The sequence below is a fragment of the Amycolatopsis sp. CB00013 genome (assembly GCF_001905755.1).
Classification (GTDB): Bacteria; Actinomycetota; Actinomycetes; order Mycobacteriales; family Pseudonocardiaceae; genus Amycolatopsis; species Amycolatopsis japonica.
In genome coordinates this window covers 457,721-476,536 of record NZ_LIWC01000001.1, presented here as the reverse complement: position 1 = coordinate 476,536, position 18,816 = coordinate 457,721, and the positions used below count along the sequence as shown (strand labels likewise).

Genomic DNA, 18,816 nt, shown 5'->3' with positions numbered 1-18,816 from the left:
TTCGGGGTTTCCACAACGATTGGGAGGGTATTTCGTGACCGCATCAGGGCAGTCCGCCGGATGGTGGCGGAGCGCGGCGATCTACCAGGTCTACCTCCGCAGTTTCGCGGACGGGAACGGTGACGGCGTCGGCGATCTCGCCGGTGTCCGCGCGCGCCTGGACTACCTCGCCGAACTGGGGATCGACGCGATCTGGTTCACCCCGTGGTATCCGTCGCCGATGGACGACGGCGGCTACGACGTCGCCGACTTCCGGGAGATCGACCCGCTTTTCGGCACCCTCGCCGAAGCGGAGGAACTCATCGCCGCGGCCCATGCCAGGGGGATCCGCGTGATCATCGACATCGTGCCGAACCACTGCTCCGACGAGCACCGCTGGTTCGCCGAAGCACTCGCCGCCGAGCCGGGATCGTCGGAGCGGCAACGGTTCTGGTTCCGGCCGGGCCGCGGGCCGGACGGCTCGGAGCCGCCGAACAACTGGAAGTCGCGTTTCGGCGGCTCCGCCTGGACGCGGGTCCCGGACGGCGAGTGGTACCTGCATCTGTACAGCTCGCGCCAGCCCGATTTCAACTGGGACAACCAGGAGATCCGCGCTGATTTCGAGGACGTGCTGCGGTTCTGGTTCGACCGCGGGGTCGACGGGTTCCGCATCGACGTCGCCGACGGGCTGGTGAAGGACCCGCGGCTGCCCGACGTCGATCCGGGCGACGAGACGCCGTTCTCCGATCAGGAAGGGCTGCACGAGATCTACCGGTCGTGGCGCAAGATCGCCGACAGCTACCCGGGTGACCGGGTGCTGGTCGGCGAGATGTGGCTGCCGGACATGTCCCGCGCCGCGCGATACCTGCGCCGCGACGAACTGCACGCGGCGTTCAACTTCGATTTCCTGGTGTGCCCCTGGGATTTCGCCCGGTTCAGAGATGTCATCGGGCGGACACTGGCGGCGCACGAGGAGGTCGGCGCGCCCGCGGCGTGGGTGCTGTCGAACCACGACGTCACCCGGCACGTGACGCGGTACGGCCGCGAGGGCGACACCGGTTTCGCGTTCGCGGACCGGCTGCACGGCACCCCCGTGGATCGCGAACTCGGGACCCGCCGGGCACGGGCGGCGGCGTTGCTGACCATGGCGCTGCCCGGTGGTCTCTATGTCTACCAAGGGGAAGAGCTCGGCCTGTGGGAGATCGAGGACATCCCGGGCGAACTCCGGCAGGATCCGGTGTGGGCCCGGACGAACGGCGCCGACCCCGGCCGTGACGGTTGCCGCGTCCCGCTCCCCTGGTCCGGTGACACGCCGCCGTTCGGTTTCGGCACGGGCGGGACGTGGCTGCCCCAGCCTGAGGAATGGCATTCCCACACGGCGGAGGCGCAGGCAGCCGAACCTGCGTCGATGCTCCGGCTCTACCGCTCCGGGTTGCGCCTGCGGGACGAACTTCCCGCGCTCGGCCCCGGTCAGCTGGAATGGCTGGAGCTGGGCGACGGCGTGCTCGCGTTCACCCGGGAACCGGGCTTCACCTTCGTGCTGAACTTCTCGGACAAGCCCGTGCCGCTGCCGCCGCATCGCGAGGTGCTCCTGGTCAGCGGCCCGGTCGACGGAGAGCTCCCGACGGACACGGCGGTGTGGCTGCGCACCTGATCACCGGCCGGTCGTGACCCGGCTGATCCGGCCGCGTATCCGTGCGCGGCCCGCCGGGTCACGCCACCGGAGGTGCCTGTCGAGCACCTCGCGGAGCACACCGCCGAGGACGAGGCCGTGGGTGGCGGCCTCGACACAGGGGTGGTCGCGGAGCCAGTCGAACAGCTCCGAAGACCGTCCTCCCGGCAGCACGGACCGGAGGAGGTCTTCGGTGGTGTGCTCCGCTTGCGCGCACACGTACAACGCCCAGCGATGCGCCTCCGTCGGCGGATCCCCGGCCAGCTGGGCGTAGACGGTGTCCACCACGTAGCGTGCCGCGTCCGATCGCGGTGACCTGCTGACTTCGGCGGCCAGGGAGAGCGCGAACGGGTTACCCGCGGCGAAGTCCACAATGGACTGCCGAAGATTCGGTTCGACGCCGCGCGCTTCGAGCAGCGCAGCGGACTCGTTGTCACTCAAGGGTTCGAGCTTCCGGATCGTGATCCGGCCCGACCACGCCGGATCGACCAGCAGGGTGGCGTCCGGGCCGGTCCGGCCCGCGATCACGACCGTGACGTCTCCGGGCAGGCGTCGCAGGACCGCCGCCGGATCGTCGAGGCCGTCGAAGAGCCGCACGGGTCTGCCCATGGCCGCCGCGTCGTCGGCGAATTTCCGGAGCAGGGTCGACTTCCCGATTCCGGGGGCGCCGGTGAGGAACAGCACTCCGCCTCGTGCGAGCAGCCGCCGGAATTCCGCACGTTCGCGTGCACGTCCGACGAACAGCGGGTCCGGTTCGCGGAATGAGGGTGTCTGCTCGTCCTCGGCACGAAGCACCTTCTCGTGCAGTGCCCGCAGTTTCGGGCCCGGACGGACCCCGAGTTCCGCGTCGAACAGGTCGTGGATCGCCCGATAGAGCTCCAGCGCCTCGGCGCGGCGCCCGCCCCGATGGAGGGCCAGGAGATAGATCTCGTACAGCGGTTCTTCGAGCCGATTGCGCTCGATCAGCGCCGGCACTTCGGCCACCACCTCGTCGTGCTCCCCGAGTTCGAGGCGCAGCCTGAGCAGTTCCTGGGTTGCGGTCAGTTTCAGCCGTTCCAGACGCGCACGCTCGTGTTCGGCCGCTTCGCCTGGGACGCCGGCCAGCGCGGTTCCGGTCCACAGCCCGAGCGCCCGCTCCAGCAGTTTCGCCGCCGTCTCCGCGGTGTGCGCTTGACGCGCGCTTTCGATCAGCCCGGCGAACTCGACCGCGTCCACCTCGAAGCGATCCGGATCCAGCCGGTAGCCGCCGGAGCGCGAGACGATCGCCGAGCCCAGTCCCTGCAAGGAGAGCAGCCGCCGGAGGCGGGAGATGTAGGTCCGGATGACGGCCTCGCCGGTCGCGGGCGCCCGCTCGCCCCAGAGGCCGTCGATCAGCTCGCCGGTCCGGACGAAACTGCCCGCGTTGGCCAGCAGCAGCGTCAGCACCGCCTGCTGCTGGGGCGAGCCGAGGTCCAGCCGGGTGCCGCCACTGGTGAATCCCGGCGGGCCGAGCACGGTGAAGCGGTACCGGACTTCCTGTGGCAGAGGGGGCATGAGCGGAAAGGTAGGCGGGTCCTGGTCGCGGCGGCAACCGTCGGACGACGTCGTCGGCGTACGTCGTCCACCATGACGTACAGGAATGACGTCATCCGACGGTCGCCGAGGTCAGGGCCGGATTCCTACGGTTGCGGCATGTCTGAAACCACGTACACCGCCGTCGCCACTTCGACCGCGGAAGGCCGCAACGGCGGCCGCGCGACCTCCGACGACGGCGTGCTCGACGTCGGCCTCGCCGTCCCGAAGGCCTTCGGCGGCTCCGGCGACGGCACGAACCCCGAGCAGTTGTTCGCCGCGGGCTGGGCGTCCTGCTTCGTCGGCGCCGTCCGCCGCGTCGCGGGCGTCAAGAAGGTGAAGCTGGAAGACCTCGCGGTCGTCGCCGAGGTGACGCTGCACCACGACACCGACGCGGGCGAGTTCCACCTGAGCGCCGCGCTGCATCTGGAGGCCACCGGCATCGACCAGGCCACCGCCGACGAACTGGTCCAGGGCGCGCACCAGGTGTGCCCGTACTCCAAGGCGACGCGTGGGAACGTCGAGGTCACGCTGGACGCCACCGTCGCGTGAGCCGCGGTCCCCGGATGTCATGAAAGGGTCGTTCAGGACGTTTTTCGTCCTGAACGGCCCTTTCATGACACGACGCCCTTGAGCTCCGCCCGCGAAGTCACCCCCAGCTTCGGGAAGATCCGGTGCAGATGCGTGCCGACCGTCCGGTGCGAGAGGTAGAGCCGCTGCCCGATCTCCCGGTTCGTCAGGCCTTCGGCGGCCAGTTGCACGATGCTCAGCTCGTGCGGGGTCAGCTTCTCCCGCGCGTCGGGGCCGCGATTGGGGCTCGACTCCCCCGCGCTCCGCAGCTCACGGCGCGCCCGCTCGGCCCACGCGGTCATGCCGAGCGCGTCGAACGTCTCCCGCGCGGTGCGCAGATGCGCCCGCGAGTCCACCGCGCGCCGTTGCCGCCGCAGCCATTCGCCGTACGCCAAGTGCAGCCGCCCGCGTTCGGCCGGCCAGCCGTCGAGCTCCGCCCCCAGCGCGGTCTCGAACAGTTCGTCGCTCGGTTCGAGCACGGCGCGGGCGTACCGCAGGCCGATGTGCAAAGCGGGCGCGGGAGTCGTCACGGCGAGCCGCTCCATCTCCGCGACGATCTCGCGCAGCGCCTCGACCTGTCCCGCCCGGACCGCGACCTCGGTGAGTTCCGCGACGAAGTAGACGCGCAGCGCCAGCTGGAAGGCGGGATCGGCGGGGTCGAAGAGACGCCGCAGATCGGTGAACGCGTCGTCGAAGCGGCCTTCGCTCGACGCGGCGATCCCCCTGGCGAGTCGCACGGTCGCCAGTACCGGCCGGGCACCGGCGGCGAGCGCGGTCCGTTCGGCCTCGTCGGCCAGCGTCTTGGCCTGTTTGTGCTCACCCCGCAGCGCGGCGATCTCGGCCTGGACCGCGGTGGCGAGCCCGTACATGAACGGCTGCCCGGTCTCCTTGGCGAATTTGGCCGCCTCCGCCGCGGCAGGCACCGCTCCGGCGAGGTCACCGAGCCGGACCCGGCTCCATGCCTGGACCGCCAAGGCACGAGGCAACAGCCCGAGCCTGCCTTGCGCCCGCAGCCCCGGAGCCGCCGCCGCGGAGAACCGCGCGGCCAGATCGACCGCGCCGACCTGCAGTGACGCGCTGCCGAGAAAGCGGTCGACCTCGGGATCGGCACCGGTGGCGGCGGCGAGTCCGCGCAGCTCGCCGAGCACGGCTTCGGCCCGGTCGAACGGCGCCACGTACGCGGCGACGGCGACCAGCCGCGGATCCGAGTTCTCCACCGGGAGCCGGTCCGCGACGGCCAGCAGCGCCCGCCGCGTGTCCGCACCGGGTTCGGCCCAGAAACACCGCATGGCGGCACCCCACAGAACGCGCATCGCCGGATCCGGGTACCCGTCCTCGGCGATCGACTCGGCCAGCCGCGCCAGTTCCGCGATCCGTGAAAGGTCCTCGCGAGCGCCGTCCTCGAACCCGCTGAGCAGCCAGCTCGCCGTCGCCCGTTGCCGTGACGTGAGCTCTCCCGCGCGTGCGTCGCGGACGAGCCGTTCCGCCGTCTCACGACCGCCCGATTCGACGGCCAGTTCGGCCGCGCGCAGCAACCGGTCCGCCCGGCGCTCCGGACCGAGGCTCAGCGACGCCGCCTGCTCCAACGCGGCGACGGCGGCCGTCACACCACCGCGATGCCGGGCGCGGTCGGCGGCGTTCTCCAGTTCCCGTGCCACGTTCTCGTCGGCGCCGGTCGCGGCCGCCGCCCAATGCCAGGCGGCGCGATCCGGCTGTCCGCGGAAGATCTCGGCGAGGCTCAAGTGCGCGCGTCGGCGTTCCTCGGTCGGCACCGAAGCGGGAATGGCCGAACGCATCAACGGATGCCGGAACGACACCGTCCTGGCTTCGAGGTCGATCAGCCGGGCTTCGGCGGCCGCTTCCAGCCCCGACGGCTCGACGTCCTCACCCAGCAGCGTCGACGCCGCCGCGAGGGTGTCGGTGAGCGAGCCGGTTTCGTTGAGCGCGGCGACCAGCAAGGTCGTGCGGGCCGGTTCCGGCAGGGCGGTGAACCGGGCCCCGAACGTGCGCTCGAGCCGCTCGGTCAGGGGCAGCACGGGATCCGAGGTGTCGGTGACGGCCGACGGCAACTCGGTCAGGGCCAGCGGATTGCCGCCGGCTTCGGCGAGGATCCGGGAACGGACCGTCGAGGTGATCCCGGGGGCGACGGAGTCGAGCAGCTCGGCGGCCACCTCTTCGGGAAGGCGGTCCAGGTCCATTGAGGACAGTCCCGCGTCGCGCAGCGGCGACGGCTCCCCATCCCGGACGGTCGCGATCAGGACGATCGGTTCTGTCTCGATCCGCCTGGCCACGAACGCGAGCACGTCGGCGCTCTCGCGGTCCATCCACTGGATGTCTTCGGCGACGATCAGCAACGGTTTGGCCGCCGCCTCCTCCGAAAGCAGCGTCAGCGCGGCGAGCCCGACCAGGTACGCGTTCGGCTCCGCCCCTTCGGCCAGCCCGAGCGCCGCCCACAGCGCGGAACGCTGCGGCGCGGGCAGCAGGTCGGCGCCCGCCCGGACCGGATGGAGAAGCTGATGCAGCGCGGCGTACGCGAAGTTCCGTTCGGCCTCGACGCCGGTCGCGCGCAGAACCCGCAGGCCCCCGAGCGTCGCCGCGGCCACGGCCTCCGCGACGAGCGCGGACTTCCCGACGCCCGGTTCGCCCTCGATGAGCACGCCGCAGCAGCCCGCGGCAGGACCGTCGACGAGTTCGGTCAGGTCCTTCAGCTCGGCTTCCCGTCCGAAAAGCGGCATGGTGCGGCATTCCTCCCGTCGGCCATGGGCGGCCGCCCGTCCGACGATACCCAAACGGTCCGGTTAGGACCGGCGGCGTCCACAGGATGTAGACGGCGTGTCAACACGATCGGCCTAGCTTCGGGAAAGTGATGAGACGCAAGAAGTTGTTCCTGGCGGCGGCACCGCTGGCCGCCCTGCTGCCGCTGGTGCTGACCTCGGTCACCCAGACGGCGCCCGCCCAAGCGGCGGCGGCGTCGTGCGCGGCGGTCCCCGTCGCGGCGCCGGACGGGGCGCGGATCGAGTCCGTCCAGGCGGCGCAGAAGCCCGGCGGGACCGTCACGTTCCCGCCCACCCCGTTCACGGCCCCCGCCACGATCACCGACGTGCCCGCGTACTGCGAAATCACCGTCACCCTGACCCACGGCACGGCGGGTGACCACGTCAAGGTCGCCGTCACCCTGCCGCAGACCGGGTGGACCGGCAGGCTTCAGGCGGTCGGCGGCAGCGCGTACACCGCCGGTGACTTCGGCGCCCCGCTCGTCCAAGCGGTCAAGGACGGCTTCAGCGGCGTGACCACTGACGCCGGCGTCCCCCTGACCTTCCTCGACACGTCCTGGGCGCTCACCTCCCGCGGCGAGATCAACAGGCCTCTCGTGACGAACTTCGCGACCCGGTCCGTGCACGAGGCCGCCCTCGTCGGGAAGGACGTGACGCAGAAGTTCTACCAGCGGGAAGTCGCCTACTCGTACTGGAACGGCTGCTCGACGGGCGGTCGTCAGGGCTACTCCGAAGCGCAGCGGTATCCGGACGACTTCGACGGTGTCCTGGCGAACGCGCCCGCCGTGCACTGGGCCGAGTTCGCGGTCGCGACGCTCTGGCCGCGAGTCGTGCTCAACCAGGAGAAGACCTACCCGGCGACCTGCGTCTTCACCGCCTTCCAGCAGGCCGCGATCAAGGCCTGCGACGGCAGCGACGGGGTCACGAACGGCATAGTCGACCGGCCGGACGAATGCGGTTACGATCCACGGTCCCTCATCGGCACGAAGGTGCTCTGCGGCGACAAGGAGGTCACCGTCACCGCGGCGGACGCCGAAGTCGTACGCAAGATCTGGGCCGGGCCGACCGACGAGCACGGACGACGGCTCTGGGCGGGTCTGCCCAAGGGAGCGGATTTCGGCCCGGTGACGACGGCTCCGGGCTTCCCGGTCGCGGTGGGCTGGGTGCAGACGTTCCTGAAGAAGCAGCCCGGGTTCGACACCGAGAAGCTCACCTATCGCCAGTTCGCCGATTTGCTCCGCCAGTCGGTGCGGGAATACGACGACGTCATCGGGACCTCCGACCCGGACCTGTCGGACTTCCGCCGGGCGGGCGGCAAGCTGATCACCTTCGTCGGCACCGACGACCAGCTCATCCCGCCGGGCGGCACGCTGCGGTATCGCCACGAGGTGGAGCGCGAACTGGGCGGTTCGAAGCGCGTCAACGACTTCTACCGGCTGTTCCTCGCGCCGGGTGTCGCGCATTGCGGCGGCGGCGCGGGCGCAACGCCGACGAACGCGCTGGGCGCGCTCGTCGACTGGGTCGAACACGGCAAGGCACCGGCGACCCTGCCCGCGGCGAACGGCGGCAAGACCCGCGATCTTTGCCCGTATCCGCAGGTTTCGCGGTACCGCGGCCACGGTGATCCCGCGATGGCGTCGAGCTACCGCTGCACCGTCCGCTGAGGTCCGCCAGACCCGTGCCCGTCGTGCCGGCGCCCCCTCCGGCACGACGGGCACTTCCTCACTCTGTGAGAACTCTTTGCCTTACCCCTCAAAAGTACGGTATTGACGACAGTGGACACCGCGACGGCGCATCTCGCGCGGCTGCGCACCACTTCTTCCGAAGACGGCGAAACCGTTGTACCGCAACGGAATCGGCGGCCGGATCAGCACGGAACCTCGCCATATCGCCCCGCGCCACAGCCGGGCGATATGACCCAAATGGTATGTACCAGTCGAGTGATACGCCTCGTACGGTCGGGGACGAATCCCCCTCCCCCGCCGTTTCGAGGAAAGCGTTGAAATGAACAGAAAGATCTTAGCCGCGACCGCAGCGGCCATAACCGGGGCAGGCTTGGTCACCGCCATCGCCCTGACCCCCAGCGCGAGCGCCGGTCAACAAGCCACCGCCGGCGACCAGGCCCAGTCCGAAATGCTGGCCGCGATGTCCCGCGACCTGAAGATCAGCCCCGAACAGGCCAAACTCCGGCTCGCGAGCGAGCAGCGTGCCGCGGTCGCCGACAACACGCTGAAGAAGCAGCTCGGCACGTCGTACGCCGGATCGTGGCTGGACTCCACCGGGACCACGCTCACCGTGGCCGTCACCGACGCCGCCCAGGCCGACCTGGTGCGTGCCGCGGGCGCGACGCCGAAGACGGTCGCTCGCAGCGCCTCCGACCTCGACGCCGCGAAACTGCGGCTGGACGCGAAGTCCACCAAGGCACCGAAGACCGTGCCCGGCTGGTACACCGACGTCACCACCAACTCGATCGTCGTGCTCGCCAACGCCGGTGGCGAGGCCGCCGCGAAGTCGTGGGCCGCCGAGTCCGGTGTTCCGTCCGATGTGGTCCGGATCGAGGCCAGCGCCGAGAAGCCGCGGGCACTGATCGACATCATCGGCGGCAACGCCTACACCTTCGGCTCGGGCCGCTGCTCCATCGGCTTCCCGGTCGAGGGCGGCTTCGTCACCGCCGGACACTGCGGCACCACCGGCACCCGCACCTCGAACCCGAGCGGGACCGTCGCCGGCTCCAGCTTCCCCGGCAACGACTACGCCTGGGTCCGCGCCGACGCCGGCAACACCCCGCGCGCGCTGGTGAACCGCTACCCGGGCACCGTGCCGGTGGCGGGTTCGACCGAGGCCGCGGTCAACTCCTCGGTCTGCCGTTCCGGCTCCACCACGGGCTGGCACTGCGGCACCATCCTGCAGAAGAACACCTCGGTCACCTACCCCGAGGGCACCATCACCGGCCTGACCCGGACCAACGTCTGCGCCGAGCCCGGCGACTCCGGCGGTTCGTGGATCACCGGCGACCAGGCGCAGGGCGTCACCTCCGGTGGCTCCGGCAACTGCACCTCCGGCGGCACCATCTACTTCCAGCCGATCTCGGAGATCCTGAGCGTCTACAACCTGCGGCTGATGGTCACCGGCAACCCGCCGTCCAGCACCACCACCACGCCCACCACCCCGACCAGCCCGACGACGTCGAACCCGCCGGGCGGCACCTGGGCGCCGTACACGTACTACGGCTCCGGCGCGACCGCCAGCTACGGCGGCAGCAACTACCGGGTCATCCAGCCGCACACCTCCTTGCCCGGCTGGGAACCGCCGAACGTGCCCGCGCTTTGGGAACTCGCCTGACCTGGACCGCCCCCGGCGACCCGACCTCGCCGGGGGCGGCTCCTCCCCTTGACGACGACGCGCGGGCGGCGGATCTCGAATCCCTCGTCCCTCGCGCCCGCCGCGGTGACCCCGCGGCGACGAACGAGCTCATGAGCATCGTCCAGCCGGTGGTCGCGGACTACTGCCGGAACAGGATGGACGGGACGGACGCGCGGGAGATCGCCGCCGAGGACGTCGCGCAGGAGACCTGCCTCGCCGTGCTCACCGCGCTGCCCACCGCGAAGACGACCGGCGGCTCCTTCCTCGCCGCCGTCCTCGGGATCGCCGCCCGGAAGGTCGCCGCTGCCTTCCGGCGGCGCGCCCGGGACCGATCGGAACCCACCCCCGATCCGCCCGAACGCGCGACACCCGAGACCGACGAACCCGAGCGGCTGGCCATCGCCGCCGACGGCCACGACCGGTTGAGGCGGCTGATGAGCACCCTTCCCGGTATCCAGCAGGAGATCCTCCGGTTGCGGATCACGGTCGGGATGACGTCGCCCGAAACGGGGGCGGTGCTTCGGGTGAGCCCCGGTCTGGTCCGGGTCAACCAGCATCGCGCCCTGCACAAACTCCGCACGATCATCAGCGAGGACGACCTGTGATCAGCCCCCTCATCGGTCCCGGGGACGGCCATACTTGGCCGGTGGAAATCGATGTCCGACATCTGCGCCTCCTCGACGCGATCGCGTCGGCCGGCAGCATCGCGAAGGCCGCCACCTCGCTCGGGCTTTCCCAGCCCGCGCTGAGCGCGCAGTTGCATCGGGTCGAGAGGGCGCTGGAACGGACGGTCTTCGAACGCGACCGGCACGGCGTGCGGCCCACCGCGCTGGGTGAGGTGCTGCTGAACCACGCGCGGCGCGTGCTGGCCGCGGCGGACGACCTCGAACTGGCGATCCGCCGGTTCCACACCGCGCCGTCGGAAGGGCTGCTCCGGATCGGGGCGCTCCCGACGGTCTTCGCCGAGACGTTGAGCGGCGTGGTCGCCGCGGCCGCGCCCGGCCGCCCGGTCGAACTGCTGGCGGTGACCAGCCGGAAGGCATTGTTCTCCGCACTTCTCGACGGCACGGTGGAACTGGCGCTGTACGTGGACCATCCAGGGCAGGAGATCGTCCCGCCCGGCGGTGTCCACATGCTTCCCGTCGGGACGGAGCCGGTGTTCGTGATCGTGTCCCCGGACCATCCCGTCGCCGGACGCGGTGAGGTGTCGTTGGCGGAACTCGACGGCTCGACCTGGCTCGCGGTCGCGGGCGGGGACGACGAGTTCCACGATCACCTGACCGATCAGTGCGCCCGGGCGGGGCTCGGCGCGATCACCGTGCAGGAGCTGGAACCGATGGTGCTGCGGCAGACCGTCCGGCGTGATCCTCGCGCGGTGGCGCTGGCCCAGTCCCTCGACTCCGGTTCCACGATGCCCGGCTCCGTGCTGGCCCTGCGGGGTGTTCCGCTGAGGACGCGGCATCTTCTGCTGTGGCGTGAAGGTTCACCGGTCGACGTCCAGGCCGTCCGAAGTGGATTGGTGCACGCGGTCACCGAGCTGGCCGCGATCCGGCACCGCCTTCCCGAGTGGGCGGCGGCCAATCCCGGCTGGCTCGGCACCTGAGCGTGCTTCCTCGAAGGAATCCACAGTGGTCGTCCACTGTGGATTGTCGGCGAGCCAGGTCCGGTATCGTTCCGGGGCCTCCATGACGGTGCGCTGCGCCCGCACGAGTTCTTCCCACAGCGCACGGACGGCGTCCCCGACCAACGGCCCTCGCTCGTTCCAGTACAACCGGGTGGTCATGCGCAACGGGTTCCCGCGCAACGGGACGACCTCGATCCCGCTCCTGCGGCGGGCGGCGGGCACCATGGGCAGGACCGCTTCACCCAGTTCGCACAACTGCGCGCAGACACTCGGCGGCAACGTCCGGATCTCCGGGGTGAACCCCGCGGCCCGGCACACGTCGCCCAGGTATCCGGTGAATTCCGTGTCGGAGAGGTCCGCGGTGTCGGCGACGCTCAACCAGCGTTCGCCGGCCAGCTCCCCCAGCGCGATCTCGGCACTGCCCGCCAGCGGGTGATGTTCGGCGACGGCCACGAACAACGGCTCCACCGCGACCGTCGCCCGCGCGACCTCCGGTGGCGGATCATGGACATGGCCGGGGAAGTCGACGACGACGAGCAGTTCGAGCCGGTGGTCGGCGAGCAGGTCCAGCGCCGCCGTCACGCTCAGCGCGCCGCGCACCTCCGCTCCGGTGGACAGCACACGCGGCACCGCCACCGCCAGATTCCCCACCAGCTGCCCGGGAATCCCGCAGATCCGGACCGGATCGGGCAACGTGCCGTACCGCTTTCTGTCCAAAGCGGATTCGAGCCGGTCGAGCTCGTCGAGCACGGTGCGGGCGTGCGCGAGGACCAGTTCGCCGAGCGGGGTGATCCGTGCGCCGCGCCGGTCCCGGTGGAAGAGCGGACCGTCCGCGACCCGCTCCGCCCGGCGCAGGCTGTCGGTGACGGTGGGCTGGGTCAGGCCGAGGGCGGCCGCCGCGGCGGACAGCGTCCCCGTTTCGGCGATGGCGCGGACCACCCGCATCTGCCGGAACCCGAGTTCCATAGACGAACGCTATACAAAGCCGGGAGTTCTCGGGAAGCCCCGGCACGGCGAAGGTGATTCCCGCACATCCCCTTCAACGTCGAGGAGGACTCCTTATGAGACTGCGTACCCTGCTGCGCGCCGCACTGATCCCGCTGGTCGCGGGCATGGCGGCACTGGCCGTGTCGTCGCCGGTGGCAGCCCGGGAACCGGCGGAGATCGGCCCGGCCATCGTCGGCGGCGGACAGGCGTCCGGCGACTTCCCGTGGATCGCGTCGCTCCAGGTCAACGGCAGTCACGGCTGCGGTGGTTCGCTGATCGCGTCGCAGTGGGTCGTGACGGCGGCGCACTGCATCCCGCAGCAGACGCTCCAGCTGCGCATCGGCTCGAAGACCTGGCAGTACGGCGGTGTCCTGACCTCGGCGTCGCGCATGATCAAGCATCCGTACTACAGCGGGCAGGCCGGACCGTACGACATCGCGCTGGTTCGGCTCTCGCAGCCGGTGCAGAACGCGCCGATCCGGATCGCCGACAGCTCGCCGGAGGCCGGGACCGGGGTCACGTTGTACGGCTGGGGCCAGACCTGCCCACAGCGTGGCTGCGAACCTAGGCCGCCCGCGAACCTGAAGCAGCTGAACACCCGCATCGATCCGGACAGCCGCTGCCAGGGCATCCAGGGGTCCTCGGAACTGTGCGTCTACAGCACGAACTACCAAACCGCCTGCTACGGCGACTCCGGCGGACCACTGGTCGTCCAGGGCGCACTGGCCGGCGCGACGAGCCGCGCGGGGCACAACAGCCCGTCGTGCGGTACCGGCGACACGATCTACACCGATGTCGTCGCTCATCGGCAATGGATCGCCTCCGTCACCGGGGTGTGACCTTCGCGGTGCGGTGACCGGTGAACCGCACCGGGAAGGGGAGCCGGGCGGGCGCGTCGCAGGGACGCCCGCCCGGTTCCCGTTCAGCGCTGGATGCAGTCGAGACCCAGGCCGAACGCCGTGACGACGTACTGACAGATATGCGTCGCGTGCACCTCGTCGGTTTCCAGGCAACCCACCGGGACGCCCAGGAGGTCGACCGCGCACGACGCGTAGAACTGATTCGGGCTGCCGGGCACCGGGTCCGCGGCGGCGGGCGAGGCGGTGACGGCGCCCGCGGAGACCAAGAACGTGACAGCGGCCGCCGCAGCGGCGATTCGAGACTTCATCGTTCTCTCCTTTTCTTCCCCTGGCGGGTCGATGTCCCGCGTATTCCCCGGATCCGGCCGGTTCACTTGCCGATCACCGGAAAGTGTCACGGTGACGTACACCGATGACGTCGTCCGACGGGCGCCGCGGTCCGCAGGCCGGTCCTAGCTTGAGTTCATGCCCGTCTTGGGGAAACTCGCCCTCGCCACCGCCGTTCTGCTCACCGCCGCGTGCGGCGCTCCCCCGGCTGCGCCCGCACCTCCTGGCGCGGCCGCCGGCTGGTCGCCCGCTCCCGTCGTGCCGCTGCCTTCGCAACCGCCGCCTTCGCTGGTCGTGGACGCGCCCTTGCCCGAACAGCTGGCGATGGGGCTGGTCGTGCTGCGGTACCGGGCGGAAAACCTCCGGATCGTGCCGGTCTACGGCCCGGCCGCGCTGGACGTTTCGCCGCGGATCGGCCACATCCACGTGACCGTCGACGACGCCGCTTGGCACTGGGCGGACGGCAGCGGCGAACCGCTGATCATCCAGTCACTGCCGGCGGGGCCGCACAAGGTGTGGATCGGTCTCGCCGATCCGACGCACAAGATCCTCGACGAGAAGACGGTGAACTTCGTCGTTCCCGTCCACAGTGGACACCACTGAGACGCCTGTCTTCAAGCGCCCCTGAAACCCTGGAGTTCCCCATGGCACTCGATCAGTACTACCTGCTCGGCCGCTCCGGACTGCGCGTCAGCCGGATCGCGCTCGGCACGATGAACTTCGGCACCGGCGGTTTCCATGCCGCATACGGAAAAACCGAGGACGAGGTCCGCCCGATCTTCCGCGAGTATCTCGACGCGGGCGGGAACTTCGTCGACACCGCGGACTTCTACACCGCGGGCGAAAGCGAGACCATCCTCGGCCGCCTCATCGCCGAGGCGAAGGTGCGCGACCGGGTCGTGCTCACCACCAAGTACACCAACAGTGTCGACCCCGGCGACCCGAACGCCGGCGGCAACGGCCGCAAACATCTGATCAGGGCACTCGAAGCGTCGTTGCGACGGCTGGGCACCGACCACGTCGACCTGTTCCTGCTGCACACCTGGGACCGCGTCACCCCGGTCGAAGAGGTGATGCGCACGTTCGACGACCTGGTGCGCGCGGGAAAGATCCGCTATGCCGGGCTTTCCGACGTGCCCGCTTGGTACGCCGCCCGAGCGCAGAGTTTCGCCGAGGCGAACGCGCTGACCCCGGTCGTCAACCTTCAGCTGCCCTACTCGCTCGTCGAGCGGACCATCGAGACGGAACACGTGCCGATGGGGCAACATCTCGGTCTCGGCGTCACCGCGTGGAGCCCGTTGGCAGGCGGATTCCTCACCGGCAAGTACCGGCCGACCGGCGAGACGCCGACCGGCGAAGGCAGGCTGAGCGATCCGGGGAACCCCGGGAAGTCGTGGACGGACCGGGACTGGGCGTTGCTGAAGCCGCTGAAGAAGGTCGCTGACGAACTCGGTGTCACGATGGCGCAGGTCGCGATCAACTGGGTCGCGACGCAGCCGGGTGTCGCGGCCGCGATCGTCGGGGCGAGCAGTGCGGAGCAGCTGGGCAAGAGCATGGCGGCGCTGGACTTCGAACTGCCGCCGGATTTGCGGGCGCTCCTCGACGCGGCGAGCGCTGTCCCGCCGGAGTCGGTGTATCGGATGTTCACGGCCGAGTATCAGAATTGGGTGGTGTCGCCTGGGGTGAAGGTCGGGGACAAGCCTGCGGGGTATGCGCCTGGGGTGCGGAACTGGTGAGCTGTTGCCGGTTTGCGGCTATGGACTCAGCGTCATGTGATCAGCCCGTCGCCGTTTTCTGGCGACGCGCCGGGACGGCCCGGGTCGCGAGCCGACCTCGCGTGAGGGTGTCGCCGTTTCTCGGCAACGGGCTGGGCGGGGCCAGCCATGTACGACCGCAGCCGTCCGACCGGTTGCCGTTTTCCGGCAACTGCCCAAAGCAGCACGTAGCGAAGTCCCGGGCACGCGAGTCCGTCGCCGTTTACCGGCAACAGACTGGGCGGGGCTAGCCTCACAGGCAACTCCACACCATCGCCAGGGTAAGAACGATTACCGTTTCAGGGCAGCGCGTCGCGGGCCGCCCAACAGGACTGCCGCCTGGCTGGTCTGTCGCCGTTTTCCGGCAACAGACCAGCCAGGCAAGCCACGCAACCGGCCCACGCCACCGCTGCCGTCCAACGGTCGCCGTGTCCCGGCAACGCACCGGCCGGCTATGTCACGGGCTGCCCCAACAACGCCGCCGCCCAAGTGAGCCCGTCGCCATTTCCCGGCAACGCGCCCCCAAACCCGCTCAAGAACCCCCAGAGTTCTTCCGCTGATTCGCCTGAAACCGCGCCTTCTTCTGCCGATTCCCGCACGTGTTCATGTCGCACCACCTACGCGTGCGGCTCTGACTGGTGTCGAAGAAGGCAGCCATACACGTAGGCGACGCGCACAAGGCCATCTTCCCGTCCCGTTCGCCCGAGATGATGCTGATCGCGTCGGCGGCGATCACACTCAGGGCGTCTTCCACGTCGGCGACCCGCCATCGCCGTTCCCCGTCGGGCGTCAGGACGGCCGCGGCCCGCCCCTGGACACTGCGGTCGTTGATGACCTGGACGGCGCCGGCAGGCAGGGCTTCCCGAGTCGCGGTCGCCGTCGCGGCGGCGTGGATCGCTTCCCTCAGCTCCCGGGCGAGGTCGAGCTGGGCCGCGGTGCAGGACTCCACGGCCAGGCCGCTCACGGCCAGCCAGTCCACGAGCCGCTGCGGTGTGGGAATGCGCTCCACGGCCTCACCACGACGCTCCGTCAGAGTCGCCGTGAAGCTGGTCGCCAGCACGCTGCCGAGGCGGAAGTCGGGAAAGCCGGAACGCATGGAACCACCTTAGCCGGTTGCGCCCGGCCGGGGCGAACTGTTAGAACCGTCTTAGCCGGTTCCGAAGAGGAGGTCCCATGACCAGCGAAGTGCAAGCCTTCGAAGCCCACGCGACCGACGCCGACCTCGACGATCTGCGTGCGCGACTGGCCGCGGCGCGGCTACCGGAAGCCGAGACGGTCCCCCGCTGGGGCCAGGGCGTTCCGCTCGCCGATCTGATCGAGGTCGTGGACTACTGGCGCACCGGATACGACTGGCGGCGGTTCGAAAAGCGCCTCGACCGGATCGGCCAGTTCCGCACGACCATCGACGGCCTGGGGATCCACTTCCTGCACCGCCGGTCCACCCGCGCGGACGCCACTCCCCTGGTCCTGACGCACGGCTGGCCGGGCAGCATCGCCGAGTTCGTCGATGTGGTGGACGAACTGGCCGAACCGGCGGACCCGGACACACCGGCGTTCCACGTCGTGGTCCCGTCGCTGCCGGGCTTCGGCTACAGCGACAAACCGGCCACCACCGGCTGGGGAACCGAAAAGATCGCAGCCGCCTGGGTCGAACTGATGGGCAGGCTCGGCTACGACAGGTTCGCGGCCCACGGCGGCGACTGGGGCGGCAACATCACCACGGTCCTCGGCGGCAGGTTCCCGGAACACGTTCTCGGCATCCACACGACGTTCGCGGAGGGACCGCCCGGGCTGACGACGGAGGGGCTGACCCCGGCCGAGCGCGAGTGGACCGAGGAAACCCACGACTTCTGGCATCACCGCGCCGCCTATGCCAAGCAGCAGGCGACCCGCCCGCAGACCATCGGCTACTCGCTCGTCGACTCACCGGTGGGCCTGCTCGCCTGGATCCTCGACAAGTTCGCGGAATGGTCGGACACCGAGGACAGCCCGTTCGAGACGATCTCCCGGGACCGCATCCTCGACGACGTCACCCTGTACTGGCTGACCCGGACCGGCGCGTCATCGGCCCGCATCTACTACGAAAGCCACAACTCCCTCGATCCCGAACTCCGCGTCGACGTCCCGGCGGCGATCACCGTCTATCCCCGCGACATCGAGAAGTATCCGCGCCCCTGGGCGCAGGAGCGGTACCGGCGGATCGTCAGCTGGAGGTCGCCCGAAGCAGGCGGGCATTTCCCTTCGCTGGAGGTCCCCGGGTATTTCGTCAAGGATCTGCAGGAGGGCCTCGCGGCCGTACGGCAAGCGGTATAGGTCGTTATACGACCCTCGAGACGGGGCCGCCCGCCATCACCCGGTCGTAGATCGCCCTCAGCCACGGCTGCCGAACGGCTGGAAGCCGCGCCAGCGTGTGCAGGAAGACGTCCCGTGCGGGCGAGAAGGGCCCGCTCGGATGCTTCGGCAGCGGGTCGTCCCGGAGAACACCCACCGGCATGACTCCGGAAGCCGGGGCGGTCACCGGGTCCTGACCGAAAGCCAGCCACGTCCACACCTCGGCCGCCAGCGGGACGACGTCGGTGGCGCCCGAATGCGCCCACGGCCGTCCGGTCACCGGGTGCCGCGGCACGAGCGCGATGTCGTCGGCATCCGGCTCTCCAGGGCCCGCGAGCGCCAGAGCCCGATGCGGTGAGCTGGACGAAGGCAGGGCGAGAGCCGGGCCGAAGACGTCGGCGACCAGGCCGTCCTGCACTGCGATCGTCCCGCCGCCGGAAACCGCGAACAGACGGGCCAGCGCGTCACCGACGGCCGCCTCCCAATACGGGTTCCACGCCCCTGAGGGTTCGACCGGCGGTACTCCTTCGACGGTCCAGTCGTCGGCAGGAGGTTCTCCCGCCGGTTCGAACCGCACGGAGTACGGGAGGAGCCGCACCTCCTGCCAGCGCGAGCAGTCGTCGATCCGGCTCCCCACTTCCAGCCCGCACCGGGCGCAAGCGAGATTGGGGCCGTCCCGCCCGTCCACGCCGTAGCAGTAGCCGTCGCATCGTTCCGGGATCAGCACGGTCCCGCGAGTGTCCCCCGGCGCGACCACGATCGATCCGGCGGGCCCGTGCGAAAGCAGGCCGACGGGCGCGAACAGACTTCGAGCTTCGGCTTCGGCCTCGTTCCACGGTCGCCACGGCGGACCGAACGGCTCGGGGTCGACGGCGTAGCTCCCCGCCCGCATGAGCGGCGGCAGAAGGGCGTGCCCGTAACGGTTGTGCGCGTGCACCGGGAGAGCGACCGGCGAGACCGGCACGGTCAGTTCGGCGGCGCAGCCCGCACAACTGAACACGACCACCGCACCCTCCCCAGGCAG

At 70.3% G+C, this 18,816-nt stretch carries 16 protein-coding genes; 10 read left to right on the top strand and 6 right to left on the bottom strand.

Annotation, left to right across the window (positions count from 1 at the left end; all coding sequences use genetic code 11):
- Positions 1-34: 34 nt before the first annotated feature.
- Complete coding sequence (locus AMK34_RS02030) at positions 35-1,633, top strand: glycoside hydrolase family 13 protein (RefSeq protein ID WP_073842524.1); 1,599 nt, start codon at positions 35-37, stop codon at positions 1,631-1,633.
- Here the strand turns inward: AMK34_RS02030 and AMK34_RS02025 are convergent, their stop codons facing one another.
- Positions 1,634-3,184 (bottom strand): BTAD domain-containing putative transcriptional regulator, encoded by a 1,551-nt coding sequence (locus tag AMK34_RS02025; protein WP_073842522.1) that lies wholly within the window; start codon positions 3,182-3,184, stop codon positions 1,634-1,636.
- Between the two features lie 138 nt (positions 3,185-3,322).
- Here AMK34_RS02025 and AMK34_RS02020 point away from each other — a divergent pair, with 138 nt between their 5' ends.
- On the top strand, positions 3,323-3,754 hold the full coding sequence (locus AMK34_RS02020; RefSeq protein ID WP_037336829.1) for an organic hydroperoxide resistance protein: 432 nt from the start codon (positions 3,323-3,325) through the stop codon (positions 3,752-3,754).
- A gap of 62 nt (positions 3,755-3,816) precedes the next feature.
- On the opposite strand, the gene AMK34_RS02015 is transcribed toward AMK34_RS02020, so the two are convergent.
- Positions 3,817-6,507, bottom strand: coding sequence for a helix-turn-helix transcriptional regulator (locus AMK34_RS02015; protein ID WP_073842521.1), 2,691 nt, complete (start codon positions 6,505-6,507; stop codon positions 3,817-3,819).
- Between the two features lie 131 nt (positions 6,508-6,638).
- Between AMK34_RS02015 and AMK34_RS02010 the strand changes: the two genes are divergently transcribed.
- The 4 genes from AMK34_RS02010 to AMK34_RS01995 all read left to right on the top strand — a co-directional run bounded on the left by AMK34_RS02010 (position 6,639) and on the right by AMK34_RS01995 (position 11,512).
- Positions 6,639-8,210, top strand: a complete 1,572-nt coding sequence (locus AMK34_RS02010; RefSeq protein WP_073842519.1) for a tannase/feruloyl esterase family alpha/beta hydrolase — start codon at positions 6,639-6,641, stop codon at positions 8,208-8,210.
- Between the two features lie 340 nt (positions 8,211-8,550).
- Entirely contained in the window at positions 8,551-9,888 is a 1,338-nt protein-coding gene (locus AMK34_RS02005) for an alpha-lytic protease prodomain-containing protein (RefSeq protein ID WP_073842518.1), read from the top strand.
- A complete protein-coding gene (locus AMK34_RS02000; RefSeq protein WP_228694536.1) occupies positions 9,873-10,514 on the top strand; it encodes a sigma-70 family RNA polymerase sigma factor in 642 nt (213 codons plus the stop codon). Before AMK34_RS02005 ends, AMK34_RS02000 begins: the two co-directional genes overlap by 16 nt.
- A gap of 41 nt (positions 10,515-10,555) precedes the next feature.
- Positions 10,556-11,512 carry a LysR family transcriptional regulator gene (locus AMK34_RS01995; RefSeq protein WP_241832662.1) on the top strand — a complete coding sequence of 319 codons (957 nt, stop codon included), beginning with the start codon at positions 10,556-10,558 and terminating at the stop codon, positions 11,510-11,512.
- Here the strand turns inward: AMK34_RS01995 and AMK34_RS01990 are convergent.
- On the bottom strand, positions 11,393-12,499 hold the full coding sequence (locus AMK34_RS01990; RefSeq protein WP_143202319.1) for a LysR family transcriptional regulator: 1,107 nt from the start codon (positions 12,497-12,499) through the stop codon (positions 11,393-11,395). The two genes, AMK34_RS01995 and AMK34_RS01990, sit on opposite strands and share 120 nt — an antisense overlap.
- 95 nt (positions 12,500-12,594) lie before the next feature.
- On the opposite strand from AMK34_RS01990, the gene AMK34_RS01985 reads away from it, so the two are divergent.
- Positions 12,595-13,359, top strand: coding sequence for a S1 family peptidase (locus AMK34_RS01985; RefSeq protein ID WP_073842515.1), 765 nt, complete (start codon positions 12,595-12,597; stop codon positions 13,357-13,359).
- 83 nt (positions 13,360-13,442) lie between these two features.
- Here the strand turns inward: AMK34_RS01985 and AMK34_RS01980 are convergent, their stop codons facing one another.
- Entirely contained in the window at positions 13,443-13,688 is a 246-nt protein-coding gene (locus tag AMK34_RS01980) for a hypothetical protein (RefSeq protein WP_073842513.1), read from the bottom strand.
- 157 nt (positions 13,689-13,845) lie between these two features.
- Between AMK34_RS01980 and AMK34_RS01975 the strand changes: the two genes are divergently transcribed.
- Positions 13,846-14,310 carry a DUF6130 family protein gene (locus tag AMK34_RS01975; protein WP_228694538.1) on the top strand — a complete coding sequence of 155 codons (465 nt, stop codon included), beginning with the start codon at positions 13,846-13,848 and terminating at the stop codon, positions 14,308-14,310.
- A 41-nt stretch (positions 14,311-14,351) separates the two neighbouring features.
- Entirely contained in the window at positions 14,352-15,443 is a 1,092-nt protein-coding gene (locus tag AMK34_RS01970) for an aldo/keto reductase (RefSeq protein WP_073842511.1), read from the top strand.
- A 550-nt stretch (positions 15,444-15,993) separates the two neighbouring features.
- On the opposite strand, the gene AMK34_RS01965 is transcribed toward AMK34_RS01970, so the two are convergent.
- The gene (locus AMK34_RS01965; RefSeq protein ID WP_038514582.1) at positions 15,994-16,557 is read right to left on the bottom strand and encodes a CGNR zinc finger domain-containing protein; all 564 of its coding nucleotides are present in this window, start codon (positions 16,555-16,557) and stop codon (positions 15,994-15,996) included.
- 77 nt (positions 16,558-16,634) lie between these two features.
- On the opposite strand from AMK34_RS01965, the gene AMK34_RS01960 reads away from it, so the two are divergent.
- A complete protein-coding gene (locus AMK34_RS01960) occupies positions 16,635-17,774 on the top strand; it encodes an epoxide hydrolase family protein (RefSeq protein WP_073842509.1) in 1,140 nt (379 codons plus the stop codon).
- Between the two features lie 4 nt (positions 17,775-17,778).
- On the opposite strand, the gene AMK34_RS01955 is transcribed toward AMK34_RS01960, so the two are convergent.
- Positions 17,779-18,798, bottom strand: coding sequence for a hypothetical protein (locus tag AMK34_RS01955; protein ID WP_073842507.1), 1,020 nt, complete (start codon positions 18,796-18,798; stop codon positions 17,779-17,781).
- Between the last annotated feature and the right edge of the window lie 18 nt (positions 18,799-18,816).

Excerpts from the sequence above, each read along its gene's own strand:
- AMK34_RS02025 (WP_073842522.1), bottom strand. The coding sequence starts at position 3,184 with ATGCCCCCTCTGCCACAGGAAGTCCGGTACCGCTTCACCGTGCTCGGC.
- AMK34_RS02020 (WP_037336829.1), top strand. The coding sequence starts at position 3,323 with ATGTCTGAAACCACGTACACCGCCGTCGCCACTTCGACCGCGGAAGGC.
- AMK34_RS02015 (WP_073842521.1), bottom strand. The coding sequence starts at position 6,507 with ATGCCGCTTTTCGGACGGGAAGCCGAGCTGAAGGACCTGACCGAACTC.
- AMK34_RS02010 (WP_073842519.1), top strand. The coding sequence starts at position 6,639 with ATGAGACGCAAGAAGTTGTTCCTGGCGGCGGCACCGCTGGCCGCCCTG.
- AMK34_RS02005 (WP_073842518.1), top strand. The coding sequence starts at position 8,551 with ATGAACAGAAAGATCTTAGCCGCGACCGCAGCGGCCATAACCGGGGCA.
- AMK34_RS01990 (WP_143202319.1), bottom strand. The coding sequence starts at position 12,499 with ATGGAACTCGGGTTCCGGCAGATGCGGGTGGTCCGCGCCATCGCCGAA.
- AMK34_RS01985 (WP_073842515.1), top strand. The coding sequence starts at position 12,595 with ATGAGACTGCGTACCCTGCTGCGCGCCGCACTGATCCCGCTGGTCGCG.
- AMK34_RS01980 (WP_073842513.1), bottom strand. The coding sequence starts at position 13,688 with ATGAAGTCTCGAATCGCCGCTGCGGCGGCCGCTGTCACGTTCTTGGTC.
- AMK34_RS01975 (WP_228694538.1), top strand. The coding sequence starts at position 13,846 with ATGCCCGTCTTGGGGAAACTCGCCCTCGCCACCGCCGTTCTGCTCACC.
- AMK34_RS01970 (WP_073842511.1), top strand. The coding sequence starts at position 14,352 with ATGGCACTCGATCAGTACTACCTGCTCGGCCGCTCCGGACTGCGCGTC.
- AMK34_RS01965 (WP_038514582.1), bottom strand. The coding sequence starts at position 16,557 with ATGCGTTCCGGCTTTCCCGACTTCCGCCTCGGCAGCGTGCTGGCGACC.
- AMK34_RS01960 (WP_073842509.1), top strand. The coding sequence starts at position 16,635 with ATGACCAGCGAAGTGCAAGCCTTCGAAGCCCACGCGACCGACGCCGAC.